The sequence below is a fragment of the Pseudomonas sp. CHM02 genome, assembly GCF_000612585.1.
In the GTDB taxonomy this organism is placed as follows: domain Bacteria; phylum Pseudomonadota; class Gammaproteobacteria; order Pseudomonadales; family Pseudomonadaceae; genus Aquipseudomonas.
On the sequence record NZ_JFCA01000002.1, the window covers coordinates 111,399 to 125,601 of the forward strand.

Genomic DNA, 14,203 nt, shown 5'->3' on the forward strand with positions numbered 1-14,203 from the left:
ACGAATCTGAGCACAATTCTTCAGATTCGACGGCCGTCAGCTGCCGTACTCTTCAAGAAGAAAGGACCCACCCATGCGTGTCGCAATACTGGATGACGAACCCGCGGAACTGCGCCGGGTGGAACAGACACTGCGACAAATCCCCAGCACCCCCGAACAGCCTTGGACCCTGCATTGCTTCGAACGCGGTGAAGACCTGCTACGCCAACTGCGCCGGGAAACGTTCGACCTGTTGATACTCGACTGGCAATTGCCCGATATCACCGGTATCGCGCTGCTGCGCTGGACCCGTGAACACATGGAGTCCCCTCCTGCCGTCATCATGCTCACCAGCCGCGATGCCGAGAGCGATATCGTCACTGCGCTGAACAGTGGCGCAGACGATTACGTCAGCAAACCCTTTCGCCCTAATGAACTGATAGCTCGAGTCACGGCAGTCCTGCGTCGCCACGGTCTGCAGAAATCGGCCACCCACGAAGTGCAGAGCTTCAACGACCTGACCTTTGACGATGCTGAGTTGACCGTGACCCGTGCAGGTAAACCTATCAACCTCACCGAGCGTGAATACCGGCTGGCCAGTTGCTTGTTTGCCAACCTCGCGCGGCCGCTGTCGCGCGAATATCTGTACGAGCGGTTTTGGACCCATGAAGAAATGGTGTCGTCACGACCGCTTGATACGCATATCTACCGCCTGCGCAATAAGCTTGGGCTGACTGCGGACAGGGGCTGGCAGTTGCTGACGATCTACGGGTATGGGTATCGCCTGGAGAGTGTGGCGACTGTTTCTGAAGGCTGAAAATGCAGATGTTCCACGTGGAGCATTTTGTAGATCACTGGAAATTGCCCAATAAAAAAGGCCAACGCTAAGCGTTGGCCTTTTGGGTTTGGCTGGTTACCTGAATCAGAAGTCCAGGTTGGACACCGCCAACGCGTTGCTCTCGATGAAGTCACGACGAGGCTCGACCGCATCACCCATCAGGGTGTTGAAGATCTGGTCCGCGCCAATGGCGTCTTCGATGGTCACGCGCAGCATGCGACGCTGAGCAGGGTCCATGGTGGTTTCCCACAGCTGATCCGGGTTCATTTCGCCCAGACCTTTGTATCGCTGAATGGTGTGACGCTTGGTGCTTTCGGCCATCAGCCAGTCGAGGGCTTCCTTGAATTCCTTGACCTGCTTCTTGCGTTCGCCACGCTGAATATAAGCGCCGTCGTCCAACAGGGTGCTCAGTTGCGCGCCCAGGGTCACCACGGTTTTGTAGTCATTGCTGCCGAAGAAGTCGCGGTTGAAGGTGACGTAGTTCGACAGGCCATGGGAGATCAGTTCAACCTCCGGCAACCATACGTTACGTTCACGGTCTTCACGCAGGCTAGCTTTATACACCAGGCCGGATTTCTCGACGGTGCGCAGGCGCACTTCGTACTGAGCCAGCCAATCCTGCATGTGCGCGTGGTCGCCCAACTGCTCCAGGCTCACGGCTGGCAGGTAAATGAAGTGCTCGGTCAGCTCCTGCGGGTACAGGCGCGACAGACGCTTGAGGGTCTTCATCACCATGCGGAAGTCGTTAACCAGACGCTCCAGCGCTTCACCGGAGATACCCGGTGCTTCGTCGTTCAAGTGCAGGCTGGCATCTTCCAGGGCCGACTGCGTCATGTACTCTTCCATGGCGTCGTCGTCTTTGATGTATTGCTCTTGCTTGCCTTTTTTGACTTTATACAACGGCGGCTGAGCGATGTAGATGTAGCCACGCTCGATCAGCTCCGGCAACTGACGGAAGAAGAAGGTCAGCAGCAGGGTACGGATGTGCGAACCGTCGACGTCAGCATCGGTCATGATGATGATGTTGTGGTAGCGCAGCTTGTCGATGTTGTACTCGTCACGGCCAATACCGCAGCCCAACGCCGTGATCAAGGTGCCGACTTCCTGGGAAGAAATCATCTTGTCGAAGCGCGCCTTCTCGACGTTGAGGATCTTACCCTTCAACGGCAGGATGGCCTGGGTGCGACGGTTGCGACCCTGCTTGGCGGAACCGCCAGCAGAGTCACCTTCCACCAGGTACAGCTCGGAGAGGGCAGGGTCCTTCTCCTGGCAGTCAGCCAGTTTGCCTGGCAGGCCGGCGATATCCAGTGCGCCTTTACGGCGAGTCATCTCACGGGCCTTACGCGCGGCTTCACGGGCGCGTGCAGCGTCGATCATCTTGCCGACGACCAGCTTGGCTTCGTTCGGGTTCTCCAGCAGGAAGTCGGAGAAGTACTTGCCCATTTCCTGTTCAACGGCCGTCTTCACTTCGGAAGATACCAGCTTGTCTTTGGTCTGGGAGCTGAACTTCGGATCCGGTACTTTCACCGAGATAATCGCGGTCAGGCCTTCGCGGGCGTCGTCACCGGTGGTGGCGACTTTATGCTTCTTGGCCAGGCCTTCGGCTTCGATATAGGTGTTCAGGTTACGCGTCAGTGCGGAACGGAAACCCACCAGGTGGGTACCGCCGTCGCGCTGAGGAATGTTGTTGGTGAAGCACAACAGGTTCTCGTTGAAGCTGTCGTTCCACTGCAGGGCGATTTCCACGCCGATGCCGTCTTCACGTTGGATGTTGAAGTGGAACACCTGGTTGACCGCAGTCTTGTTGGTGTTCAGGTATTCAACGAATGCACGCAAGCCGCCTTCATACTTGAACAGCTCTTCCTTGCCGCTGCGTTCATCCTTGAGGACGATACCCACACCGGAGTTGAGGAAGGACAGTTCACGAATACGCTTGGCCAGGATGTCCCAGCTGAAGTGGATATTCTTGAAGGTCTCAGCCGATGGCTTGAAGTGGATTTGCGTACCGGTGGTTTCGCTGTCGCCGACGATTTTCATCGGTTCTTGTGGAACACCGTGGACGTAAGTCTGTTCCCAGATCTTGCCGCTGCGGCGCACAGTCAGAATCAGTTCTTCGGAGAGTGCGTTCACTACGGACACGCCCACACCGTGCAAACCGCCGGAGACTTTATAGGAGTTGTCGTCGAACTTACCGCCGGCGTGAAGCACGGTCATAATGACCTCTGCCGCCGAAACGCCTTCTTCTTTGTGCACGTCTACCGGAATGCCGCGACCGTTGTCGCGCACAGTAATCGACTCATCCGGGTGGATGATAATGCTGATGTCGTCGCAGTGACCGGCCAAAGCTTCGTCGATGGAGTTGTCGACCACCTCGAACACCATGTGGTGCAGACCGCTACCGTCATCAGTGTCGCCAATGTACATACCGGGACGTTTGCGTACGGCATCCAAACCTTTCAGCACTTTAATGCTGGTCGAGTCGTACGTGTTTTCTTCGCTCATGCCTTCACTCCCGATGGTCGTGGGTCTGGGTGATACGGCCTTGTTCCACGTGGAACAAAGCGACTGGCGTTTCCGTCTGCCAGCCTTCCCTCAATAATTCGTGGTCTACACAGGTGATAAACACCTGGCAGCGTAATTCTTCCAACAAGCGGCATAGCGCACGGCGGTGTTGCTCGTCGAGCTCCGACGGCAAGTCATCCACCAGATAAATACACTGACCGCGCCGGGCCTGGCTAACCAGGTGGCCTTGGGCAATCCGCAATGCGCACACCACCAACTTCTGCTGGCCACGGGACAAAATATCCGCGGCATTGTGAGCGCCCAATCTAAGGCGCAAATCAGCCCGTTGTGGTCCGGCTTGGGTATGGCCAATTTGCTGATCCCGCTGCAAGGACGTCGCGAGCACTGCGCTCAGCTCACGCTCTTTATCCCAACCACGGTAGTAACTCAGCGTCAGCCCCTCGAGATCCAACAACTCACTCAAGGTCTGCTCAAAGACTGGTTTCAAGGCTTTGATGTAGGCACGGCGGTATTCATCTATTTCGTCGCTGGCCAGGCACAGTTCCCGGTCCCAGGCCGCTTGCGAAGCGGCGTCAAGTGTACCATGCCGCAGCCATGAGTTCCGCTGCCGCAGGGCCTTCTGCAGGCGCTGCCAAGTGGCCATGAAGCGCGGTTCCACGTGGAACACTCCCCAGTCGAGGAATTGTCGGCGGATTTTGGGCGCACCTTCCAACAGACGGAAACTGTCGGGGTTAATCAATTGCAGCGGCAGAATCTCCGCCAACTGCGCAGCGCTACGAGCATTTTGCCCGTCAATACGAATTTGGAACTCGCCGCCACGATCACGAGATATCCCCAGGCTGCTGTGCCCACCCTCAGCGAGTTCAACTTGGCCAAACACTGTGCACGCCAATTGCTCATACTGGATAACCGGCAACAAGCGGGCGCTGCGAAAGGAACGGGCGAGCCCCAGCAAGTGAATGGCTTCCAGCACGCTGGTTTTGCCACTGCCGTTGGCGCCGTGGAGGATATTGATGCGGGGGGAGGGGGAGAAGGTCACCGGGTGCAGATTGCGCACCGCGGTGACCGAGACGCGACTGAGGGACATCTAGCTTCTGCTGAGCATGATTACAGGCGCATCGGCATGACAACATAAGCCGAGTCGTCGTTGTCGGATTCCTGCACCAGGGCACTGCTGTTGGAGTCCGACAGAATCAGGCGAACCTGTTCGGTGGTCATCACACCCAGCACGTCCAACAGGTAGCTCACGTTGAAGCCGATCTCCAGCGAACCGCCGTTGTAGTCGACGCCGACTTCTTCTTCCGCTTCTTCCTGCTCCGGGTTGTTCGCCTGGATCTTCAATTGACCGTTGGCCAGTTGCAGACGGATACCACGGTACTTTTCGTTGGACAGAATCGCGGTGCGGCTGAACGCTTCACGCAGCGCTTGGCGATCACCCAGTACCAGCTTGTCACCGCCTTTAGGCAGCACGCGCTCGTAATCCGGGAACTTACCGTCAACCAGTTTGGAGGTGAAGGTGAACTCGCCGGTGGTTGCACGAATGTGGTGCTGACCCAGGACGATGCTGACGTTGCCTTCCGGCTCGGTGAGCAAGCGTGCCAGCTCAAGGATGCCTTTGCGTGGCACGATCACCTGGTGACGGTCTGGCTGGCCAATATCGGCGCGCATCGAGCACATCGCCAGACGGTGACCGTCGGTAGCCACGGCGCGGATGATGCCTTCCGACACCTCCAGCAGCATGCCGTTGAGGTAGTAACGTACGTCCTGCTGGGCCATGGCGAAGCTGGTGCGCTCGATCAAACGACGCAGCTTGCTCTGCTCCAGGCTGCAGGTCAGCGAGCCCGGGCCTTCTTCAACCGTCGGGAAATCATTCGCCGGCAAGGTGGACAAGGTGAAGCGGCTACGGCCGGCCTTGACGACCAGTTTCGCCTCATCGACCTTGATGTCGATCAGCGCGTCGTTCGGCAGGCTTTTGCAGATGTCCATCAGCTTGCGCGCCGGCACGGTGATCTCGCCAGGCTCGGCAGGCTCTTCCAGCTGTACACGGCCGACCAGTTCCACTTCCAGGTCGGTACCGGTCAGGGACAACTGCTGGCCTTCGACAACCAGCAATACGTTGGAGAGCACCGGCAAGGTCTGTCGGCGCTCGACGACGCCTGCGACCAGTTGCAGGGGTTTCAACAGGGCTTCGCGTTGAATGGTGAAATGCATGGTCTAGTCCCTTGCCTTATTAAGCTGCGCTGGTGTCATCAAGTTGTCAGTGTACGCAGCAGGTTCTTGTAGTCCTCGCGAATATCCGCGTCGGATTCCTTAAGTTCATTGATCTTGCGGCACGCGTGCAAGACCGTGGTGTGGTCGCGTCCGCCAAACACATCACCGATTTCCGGCAGGCTGTGGTTAGTCAACTCCTTGGAGAGGGCCATGGCCACCTGACGAGGACGTGCCACAGAGCGCGAACGGCGCTTGGACAGCAGGTCGGAAATCTTGATCTTGTAGTACTCGGCCACGGTGCGCTGGATGTTATCCACACTCACCAGTTTGTCCTGCAGTGCCAGCAAGTCCTTCAGGGATTCACGAATCAGCTCGATGGTGATGTCGCGGCCCATGAAGTGAGAGTGTGCGATGACCCGCTTGAGCGCGCCTTCCAACTCACGCACGTTGGAGCGGATGCGTTGAGCGATGAAAAAAGCCGCATCGTGGGGCAAGTCGACCTTGGCCTGGTCGGCTTTTTTCATCAGGATCGCGACGCGGGTTTCCAGCTCCGGCGGCTCTACCGCAACGGTCAGGCCCCAGCCGAAGCGCGATTTCAGGCGTTCTTCCAGACCTTCGATTTCTTTCGGGTAACGGTCGCTGGTCAAGATGACCTGTTGGCCACCTTCGAGCAGGGCGTTGAAGGTGTGGAAAAACTCTTCCTGGGAACGTTCTTTGCGGGCAAAGAATTGAATGTCATCGATCAGCAACGCGTCAACCGAGCGGTAGAACCGCTTGAACTCGTTGATTGCGTTGAGCTGCAAGGCCTTGACCATGTCAGCCACGAAGCGCTCCGAGTGCAGGTACACGACCTTGGCATTCGGGTTCTTCTTTAATAGGTGGTTACCCACAGCGTGCATCAAGTGGGTCTTACCCAAGCCAACGCCACCATAAAGAAAGAGCGGGTTGTAACCATGCTTGGGGTTATCGGCTACCTGCCAGGCGGCTGCACGAGCCAGCTGGTTGGATTTACCTTCGACGAAGTTCTCGAAGGTAAACGTACGGTTCAGGTAGCTGGTGTGCTTGAGCGCGCCTTCGACCTGCACGGTGCGCTGTTCGGCACGGACCGGGGCCTGCTGGGAGCTGGCGCCTGCCATCGGGTCGAAGCTGTCGCGGGATGGCTCTTCATTCTCTGGTGCATTTTTTTGCGCAGAGGATTTGGAGGGTGCCGCCGGTGCAGGCGCCGGTGTGCTGGCAGCCGGTGCTGCCGCGGCCTGGGCTTGCGACGCAGCAGCAGCCAATGGCGCGTTCGGCGCTGCGCGAGGCGCGGAGCTACGCTTGCTGCCTATCAATAAGGAGAGCACGGGCGCGAGGCCGTTGCCATGTTCGTCGAGCAATTCGAGAACGCGGCTCAGGTACTTCTCGTTGACCCAGTCGAGAACAAAACGATTGGGTGCGTAGACACGCAACTCGTCGCCTTCGGCTTCGACCTGTAGCGGACGGATCCAGGTGTTGAATTGCTGGGCAGGCAGCTCATCGCGCAAAAGCTCCACGCACTGCTGCCAAAGTTCCACTGACACGGATATCCCCTAAGTTGAAAGCCGGTGAGGCAAAAACAGCCGCCATTGTAGCGGCGAGCCGCCCACTTATCCACATGTAGGTTGATCACAGCCCAGCCAAAATCAACGTCTTAAGCGTAAAAAAGTCGACCAGCGGTCTGTGCATAAGCTCTGTGGATAAACCTGCCTGAGGTCGTTGTACAAGTGGGGGCGAAAGTCTGTGGGTAACCAGCCTGTGGATAACAAGCCATTCCACACACAGCTTATCCGACAGCGCAGCACAGGCAGAGCACTGTTTCTCCCCCGTGTTGTCATTCTCTGTACATCACGTGGAATATGGCCTCAAGGTAGTTATCCACAGATGAATGCCTACCTAGCTTTTATAAGCTTTACAGAAAAGCTTTAAATAACTTCCTTCTTTATTTTTATATTTATCCCATGACGTGTGGAAGCCAAGCGAACAGAAAAGGCCGGATTGCCTGTGGAGATCTAATTAAAGGAAAAGCTGGTTGGAAATTGACCTAGAGGCTTGCTTTCACTAGAATCGCCGGTCTCTTAAAACGGGGGCCATTCCGGCCCGTTGTGGACGAACCAGGTAACAACGCCATGAAACGTACTTTCCAACCAAGCACCATCAAACGCGCCCGCACCCACGGCTTCCGTGCTCGCATGGCTACCAAGAACGGCCGTGCTGTCCTGTCGCGTCGTCGCGCCAAAGGTCGTGCGCGCCTGGCAGTTTGATAATCCGGTACTGGTGGTGAGTCAGGACTTCAGTCGGGAAAAGCGTCTGCTAACCCCCCGGCATTTCAAGGCAGTCTTTGACTCCCCCACCGGCAAGGTTCCGGGGAAAAATCTCCTGCTCCTTGCGCGTAACAACGATCTGGATCACCCCCGACTCGGGTTGGTGATCGGCAAGAAGAGCGTAAAGCTCTCCGTTGAGCGCAATCGCCTCAAGCGTCTGATGCGCGAATCGTTTCGCCTCCACCAGGACACTCTGGTTGGTTGGGATATTGTTATCGTCGCGCGCAAAGGCTTGGGGGATGTAGAAAACCCCGAATTGATTCAGCATTTCGGCAAGCTCTGGAAACGTTTGGCGCGTACCAACAAGCCAGCACCAGCAGTCAGCACCGAAACTGTAGGGGTAGACAGCCTTGATGCGTAAACTGGCCCTCGTTCCGATCCAGTTTTATCGCTATGCCATTAGTCCTCTGATGGCCAACCACTGTCGTTTCTACCCCAGTTGTTCCTGCTACGCGTTAGAGGCCATAGAAAACCATGGTCTTCTGCGCGGTGGCTGGCTGACCTTTCGTCGTTTAGGTCGCTGTCATCCGTGGAATCCCGGTGGTTATGACCCGGTTCCACCTATCCCTACCTCCCGTTCTTCTTCGATGGCCGAGTAATCATGGATATTAAACGCACGATCCTGATCGTCGCCCTGGCAATCGTGTCCTACGTCATGGTTCTTAAGTGGAACCAGGACTACGGCCAGGCTGCCCTGCCGACTCAGAATGTTGCTACCAACCAGGCTGCGCCGGCTATTCCGGACACCCCGCTGGGTAACAATGCGTCCGCGAGTGCCGATGTTCCCAGCGCGAATGGCGAGACAAGCGCCCCTCTAGAAACGCCAGTGGTCACCAATAAAGACCTCATCCACGTAAAAACGGATGTGCTCGACTTGGCTATCGACCCACAGGGTGGTGATATCGCGCAGTTGAAACTGCCGCTGTATCCACGTCGCCAGGACCATCCGGATGTTCCGTTCCAACTGTTCGATAACGGTGGTGAACGTACTTATCTGGCGCAAAGCGGCCTGACCGGCACCAACGGTCCGGATGCACGTGCTACCGGTCGTCCGGTTTATTCGACCGAGCAAAAGACTTATCAACTGGCTGATGGCCAGAACCAGTTGAACGTCGACCTGAAATTCAGCCTCGACGGCGTCAACTACATCAAGCGTTTCAGCTTCACCCGTGGTTTGTACGACTTGAAGGTCACTTACCTGATCGACAACGAAAGCGACAAACCGTGGAGCGGCAACCTGTTTGCCCAGCTCAAGCGTGACGCCAGCTCCGATCCTTCTTCCAGCACTGCCACCGGCACCGCGACTTACCTGGGTGCTGCCCTGTGGACAAGTAACGAGCCGTACAAAAAAGTGTCGATGAAAGACATCGACAAGGGCTCGCTGAAAGAGACCGTCCAAGGTGGTTGGGTAGCCTGGCTGCAACACTACTTCGTGACCGCCTGGATCCCGAACAAAGGTGAAGCGAACCTGGTTCAGACCCGCAAGGACAGCCAGGGCAACTACATCATCGGTTTTACTGGCCCGGCGTTGACCGTCGCTCCAGGTGCCAAGGCTGAAACCAGCGCGACCCTGTACGCCGGTCCGAAAAGCCAGGCCGTACTGAAAGAGTTGTCCCCAGGTCTTGAGCTGACTGTGGATTACGGCTTCCTGTGGTTCATCGCCCAGCCGATTTTCTGGTTGCTGCAACATATCCACAGCATTGTGGGTAACTGGGGCTTCTCGATCATCTTCCTGACCATGCTGATCAAGGGGATCTTCTTCCCACTGTCGGCAGCCAGCTACAAGTCGATGGCGCGCATGCGTGCCGTAGCCCCGAAACTGGCGGCGCTGAAAGAACAACATGGCGATGACCGGCAGAAGATGTCGCAGGCCATGATGGAGCTGTACAAGAAAGAGAAGATCAACCCGCTGGGTGGATGCTTGCCGATTCTGGTGCAGATGCCAGTGTTCCTCTCGCTGTACTGGGTACTCCTGGAAAGCGTGGAAATGCGCCAGGCGCCGTTCATGCTGTGGATAACCGACCTGTCGATCAAAGACCCGTTCTTTATCCTGCCGATCATCATGGGCGCGACCATGTTCATCCAGCAGCGCTTGAACCCGACTCCTCCGGATCCGATGCAGGCCAAGGTGATGAAAATGATGCCAATCATCTTCACCTTCTTCTTCCTGTGGTTCCCAGCTGGTCTGGTGCTGTACTGGGTGGTCAACAACGTGTTGTCGATCTCTCAACAGTGGTACATCACACGTAAAATCGAAGCGGCTACCGCAAAAGCCGCGTCGTAATTTACTCTGTGGATAACCACTCAAGACGCCCCCTAGTGGGGCGTTTTGCTTTCCGTCACTTTTGTTCTGGAATCTGCTGATGAGCGCTCCTCGTGAAACCATCGCTGCTGTCGCTACCGCTCAGGGTCGCGGCGGTGTCGGTATCGTTAGAATTTCCGGGCCGCTCGCAAGCGTTGCTGCCAAGGCCATCAGCGGCCGTGAATTGAAGCCGCGTCACGCCCATTACGGCCCGTTCCTGGATGCAGACGAAACTGTGCTGGACGAAGGTTTGTCCCTCTACTTTCCCGGGCCCAATTCATTCACCGGTGAAGATGTCCTGGAATTGCAGGGCCACGGCGGTCCGGTCGTGCTGGATATGTTGCTGCAGCGTTGCTTGCAACTGGGCTGCCGCTTGGCCAGACCGGGGGAATTCAGCGAGCGGGCTTTTCTCAATGACAAGCTCGACCTGGCCCAGGCTGAAGCCATCGCTGACTTGATCGAGGCCAGTTCTGCACAGGCTGCACGCAATGCCCTGCGCTCGCTGCAGGGCGCGTTTTCCCTGCGTGTGCATAACTTGACCGAACAACTGATCAGCCTGCGCATTTACGTCGAGGCGGCGATTGATTTTCCCGAGGAAGAAATCGACTTTCTCGCCGATGGCCATGTATTGGCGATGCTGGACAAGGTCCGCGATGAGTTATCCACAGTCCTGCGCGAAGCCGGGCAGGGTGCGCTGCTGCGTGATGGCATGACGGTAGTGATCGCTGGGCGGCCCAATGCGGGCAAATCCAGCCTGCTCAATGCGCTGGCGGGCCGTGAAGCGGCCATTGTCACGGAGATCGCCGGCACGACCCGGGATATCCTGCGCGAACATATCCACATCGACGGCATGCCGCTGCACGTCGTCGACACAGCCGGTTTGCGCGATACCGATGACCAGGTGGAAAAGATCGGCGTGGAACGCGCGCTCAAAGCCATCGGCGAAGCGGACCGGGTACTGCTGGTGGTGGACGCCACGGCGCCGGAGGCTGTGGATCCTTTTGCGTTGTGGCCGGAATTCCTCGAGCAACGGCCGGACCCGGCCAAAGTCACCTTGATTCGCAACAAAGCCGACTTGACGGGTGAGGCTATTGCGATGGAAACCAGCGCTGATGGCCACGTCACCATCAGCCTGAGCGCGAAGGCAGCGGGTGAGGGCCTGGAATTGCTGCGCGAGCACCTCAAGGCCTGCATGGGCTACGAGCAGACCTCGGAAAGCAGCTTCAGTGCGCGCCGCAGGCACCTGGAGGCGTTGCGCCATGCAAGCGCGGCATTGGAGCATGGTCGGGCACAGCTGACCTTGGCGGGGGCAGGGGAGCTGCTGGCTGAAGACCTGCGCCAAGCGCAGCAGCTGTTGGGAGAAATCACTGGCGCATTCAGCTCCGATGACCTGTTGGGACGGATCTTCTCCAGCTTCTGCATCGGTAAATAACCAAGTTATCCACACCCCCTGGAGGTACTGGTTTGCCTGAAGAACGCCGGGTTCTTCAGGCCTTCACCCATTACCAGTTGTACGACACCGTCCCAAGCAGTGTACGGCTGTCACCCCAGTAGCAGCGGCCCGCGTCGTTGCAGCCAGAAACATATTCCTTGTCGAACAGGTTCTTGGCGTTCACGTCCACTGACCAGTGTGTGTCGATCTGGTAGCCGACTGCTGCGTCCACCAGAGTGACGCTCCCAGCGTCCAGCTTTCCGTACAGGCTTGGCTGGGTGTAGGAAAACGTACTGTCGAAATAACGCACACCGCCGCCCAGGGACAAACCCTTGAGTTGGCCATCAAGGAAGCGGTACTTGCCCCATACCGAGGCTTGGTTGCGCGGAACCCCCGTCATCTGGTGCCCCTCGACCAGCGATGTAGCCGAATCCTTGGTAATCCGAGCGTCAGTGTAGGTGTAGGCCGCGGTCACATTCAGGTTGGGCGTGATGTTGCTGTTCACCTCGACCTCGGCCCCTTTGGCCCGGCTTTCGCCCACTTGGCGGTAGCTGTTGGTGGTAGCGTCGAGGTAGGTGTCGTCTTCCTTGCGCAAGTCATACACCGACAGGGTCATCGCGGTGTCCCAACCGATCGGCTCGTACTTCACACCCACTTCGTACTGGCTGCTAGTGATCGGTTTCAGTGGTGAACCGGCATTGGAAATCTGCTGTACGGGGACGAATGCGGTGGAATAGCTGACGTACGGCGTCAGGCCGTTGTCGAACTGGTACATCACCCCGCCCTGGTAGGTGAACTTGCGGTCTTCGGAGCCGGTGTTGCTGGCCTTGTTGACCTTGTCGCGGAAGTCACTGTCGACCCAGTCCTGGCGGCCACCCAGCAGGAACAGCCAGTGGTCATACTTGCTCTGGATCTGTGCATAAACACCCTTCATCTGCTGCTCGAGCAGGGTGTTTTGCACAGCCACCGGGGTCAGCGGATCGCGCAGGTACACGGGGTTATACACATTGATGGTGCCGGCGAAGCCTGCGTCCCAATCCTGGTTGAACGAGGTGCGGTCATAACTGGCACCGAACAGCACGGTATTTTCCAAGCCTCCGACCTGGAATTTGCCTTCCAGCTGGTTATCCAGGGAATAGACCATCGACTTGTTGTACCGGTCGTAGGCGGTCATGTTCAGTTGGGTGCCGAAACCGCCATTGTTCAAGGTGCTCGGCCAGGTTTCGTGACGGTTGATGCGCGACTGCATGTACCGCGAGTTCTGCCGGAACTGCCAATCGTCGTTGAAGCTGTGGCTGAATTCGTAGCCGGTGCTCCAGGCTTCACGTTCGAACGTGTTCCAGTCCGGATCGCCGAGCATGGTGTGCTTGGACAGCTTTCCGTTCGGATTTGTCAGCAAGGTGCCCGCGGCGGGTAGGCCGAGTTCGAGATTGGTGTGGTCCTTTTGGTAATTGGCCAACAGGGTAAGGGTGTTGAAGTCGTCGAAATTCAGGGTCAGTGATGGCGCGATATACAGGCGATCATCAGGAACATGGTCAGTCTGCGTGTCGGATTTGCGACCGAGCATCACAACCCGACCAAGGATGTTGCCGCTGTCGTTGAGTGGCCCCGAGATATCCACACCCAACTGACGCCGATTATTCGAGCCATAACCGAGCTGCACTTCACCTTGCGGCGTGGCAGTCGGATGTTTACTCACCAGGTTCACCAAACCGCCAGGTGCGTTTTCACCGTAGAGCAGGGAGGAGGGACCACGGAAGATTTCGACCCTTTCCAGGCCATAGGGCTCACTGGTGGTGTCATACCGATTGCCTTGCACACGCAGGCCATCTCGCAGCAAACCGTAGCCGTAATCAGTGGCATTGAAACCGCGGATGAAGAACAAGTCTCCTGCGAGACCGTCGCCGGCAGCAAAGGGCGGCGCGAAGATGCCGGGCACGTAGCCCAATACTTCAGTCAGGGTCTGCGACTTCTGGTCCTTGATGCGCTGGCCGGTGACAACCGATACCGAACGTGGTGTTTCCGACAGAGGCGTGCTGGTCTTGGTACCGATGCGGCTGTTTTGCGCCTTGTAGCCCACATCACCGGCAATCTCTTGATTGAACCCCGCCTGTTGATAAGTGCTGACCGTGGTCGGCGCGAGCGTGAGTTGCCCTGCGGGAATGGCCTGCAGGACATAGCTGCCGGGCGCCTGGACGATCGCTTGTAACCCCGAGTTCTGCAGCAACAGTGCAAAGCCTTGCTCAACCGAATAGTCACCTTCCAGCCCGGTCGTGTTCAAACGCGCGGTTTGCTGGGGCGAGAAAGACAGAATCACATTCGCCCTGGCGGCAAATTGGCTCAAGGCATTGTCCAGTGGACCGGCCGCAATGACGTAATGTTGCACCGCGCTGGCGGCCATGGCGTCAGTGGATAGCAAAACACCGGCGGTGGCTGCCGTGCCGAGCAGCAGGCTGCACGTCATACCGTGGTAGGAAAGTCGCTGGCGAAGCTTGGTGGGAAGGCGCATAGGTGGGTAAGCCCTGAAGGTGGCGTCGTGATTACCTGTAGGGCCGTGTCAGGTAAAAAAAAGATAACCC

At 57.4% G+C, this 14,203-nt stretch carries 11 protein-coding genes; 6 read left to right on the plus strand and 5 right to left on the minus strand.

Annotated features, from left to right (window positions below; translation table 11 throughout):
* The first annotated feature begins 73 nt into the window (after positions 1–73).
* Complete coding sequence (locus tag BM70_RS0101655; protein ID WP_025854385.1) at positions 74–796, plus strand: response regulator transcription factor; 723 nt, start codon at positions 74–76, stop codon at positions 794–796.
* A 105-nt stretch (positions 797–901) separates the two neighbouring features.
* Here the strand turns inward: BM70_RS0101655 and gyrB are convergent, their stop codons facing one another.
* The 4 genes from gyrB to dnaA are packed head-to-tail and all read right to left on the minus strand — an operon-like array spanning position 902 to position 7,110.
* Positions 902–3,319 carry a DNA topoisomerase (ATP-hydrolyzing) subunit B gene (gyrB, locus tag BM70_RS0101660; RefSeq protein ID WP_025854386.1) on the minus strand — a complete coding sequence of 806 codons (2,418 nt, stop codon included), beginning with the start codon at positions 3,317–3,319 and terminating at the stop codon, positions 902–904.
* Between the two features lie 4 nt (positions 3,320–3,323).
* Complete coding sequence (recF, locus tag BM70_RS0101665) at positions 3,324–4,427, minus strand: DNA replication/repair protein RecF (RefSeq protein WP_012721452.1); 1,104 nt, start codon at positions 4,425–4,427, stop codon at positions 3,324–3,326.
* A 20-nt stretch (positions 4,428–4,447) separates the two neighbouring features.
* Positions 4,448–5,551, minus strand: coding sequence for a DNA polymerase III subunit beta (gene dnaN, locus BM70_RS0101670; protein WP_010207719.1), 1,104 nt, complete (start codon positions 5,549–5,551; stop codon positions 4,448–4,450).
* A gap of 38 nt (positions 5,552–5,589) precedes the next feature.
* Positions 5,590–7,110 (minus strand): chromosomal replication initiator protein DnaA, encoded by a 1,521-nt coding sequence (gene dnaA, locus BM70_RS0101675; RefSeq protein WP_025854387.1) that lies wholly within the window; start codon positions 7,108–7,110, stop codon positions 5,590–5,592.
* A gap of 585 nt (positions 7,111–7,695) precedes the next feature.
* On the opposite strand from dnaA, the gene rpmH reads away from it, so the two are divergent.
* From rpmH to mnmE, 5 genes are all read left to right on the plus strand, one after another.
* Complete coding sequence (rpmH, locus tag BM70_RS0101680; RefSeq protein WP_003213577.1) at positions 7,696–7,830, plus strand: 50S ribosomal protein L34; 135 nt, start codon at positions 7,696–7,698, stop codon at positions 7,828–7,830.
* A gap of 16 nt (positions 7,831–7,846) precedes the next feature.
* Complete coding sequence (rnpA, locus tag BM70_RS32060; RefSeq protein ID WP_010565857.1) at positions 7,847–8,251, plus strand: ribonuclease P protein component; 405 nt, start codon at positions 7,847–7,849, stop codon at positions 8,249–8,251.
* Positions 8,244–8,489, plus strand: coding sequence for a membrane protein insertion efficiency factor YidD (yidD, locus tag BM70_RS32065; protein WP_003213574.1), 246 nt, complete (start codon positions 8,244–8,246; stop codon positions 8,487–8,489). Before rnpA ends, yidD begins: the two co-directional genes overlap by 8 nt.
* A gap of 2 nt (positions 8,490–8,491) precedes the next feature.
* Positions 8,492–10,174, plus strand: coding sequence for a membrane protein insertase YidC (gene yidC / locus BM70_RS0101690; protein WP_025854389.1), 1,683 nt, complete (start codon positions 8,492–8,494; stop codon positions 10,172–10,174).
* A gap of 79 nt (positions 10,175–10,253) precedes the next feature.
* Positions 10,254–11,624 (plus strand): tRNA uridine-5-carboxymethylaminomethyl(34) synthesis GTPase MnmE, encoded by a 1,371-nt coding sequence (gene mnmE, locus BM70_RS0101695; RefSeq protein WP_025854390.1) that lies wholly within the window; start codon positions 10,254–10,256, stop codon positions 11,622–11,624.
* A gap of 70 nt (positions 11,625–11,694) precedes the next feature.
* Here the strand turns inward: mnmE and BM70_RS0101700 are convergent, their stop codons facing one another.
* Positions 11,695–14,133 carry a TonB-dependent siderophore receptor gene (locus BM70_RS0101700; RefSeq protein WP_025854391.1) on the minus strand — a complete coding sequence of 813 codons (2,439 nt, stop codon included), beginning with the start codon at positions 14,131–14,133 and terminating at the stop codon, positions 11,695–11,697.
* Positions 14,134–14,203 lie beyond the last annotated feature (70 nt).

Bases quoted from the DNA above. Each gene is read 5' to 3' on its own strand.
- BM70_RS0101655 (WP_025854385.1), top strand. From the start codon at position 74: ATGCGTGTCGCAATACTGGATGACGAACCCGCGGAACTGCGCCGGGTG.
- gyrB (WP_025854386.1), bottom strand. From the start codon at position 3,319: ATGAGCGAAGAAAACACGTACGACTCGACCAGCATTAAAGTGCTGAAA.
- recF (WP_012721452.1), bottom strand. From the start codon at position 4,427: ATGTCCCTCAGTCGCGTCTCGGTCACCGCGGTGCGCAATCTGCACCCG.
- dnaN (WP_010207719.1), bottom strand. From the start codon at position 5,551: ATGCATTTCACCATTCAACGCGAAGCCCTGTTGAAACCCCTGCAACTG.
- rpmH (WP_003213577.1), top strand. From the start codon at position 7,696: ATGAAACGTACTTTCCAACCAAGCACCATCAAACGCGCCCGCACCCAC.
- yidD (WP_003213574.1), top strand. From the start codon at position 8,244: ATGCGTAAACTGGCCCTCGTTCCGATCCAGTTTTATCGCTATGCCATT.
- yidC (WP_025854389.1), top strand. From the start codon at position 8,492: ATGGATATTAAACGCACGATCCTGATCGTCGCCCTGGCAATCGTGTCC.
- mnmE (WP_025854390.1), top strand. From the start codon at position 10,254: ATGAGCGCTCCTCGTGAAACCATCGCTGCTGTCGCTACCGCTCAGGGT.
- BM70_RS0101700 (WP_025854391.1), bottom strand. From the start codon at position 14,133: ATGCGCCTTCCCACCAAGCTTCGCCAGCGACTTTCCTACCACGGTATG.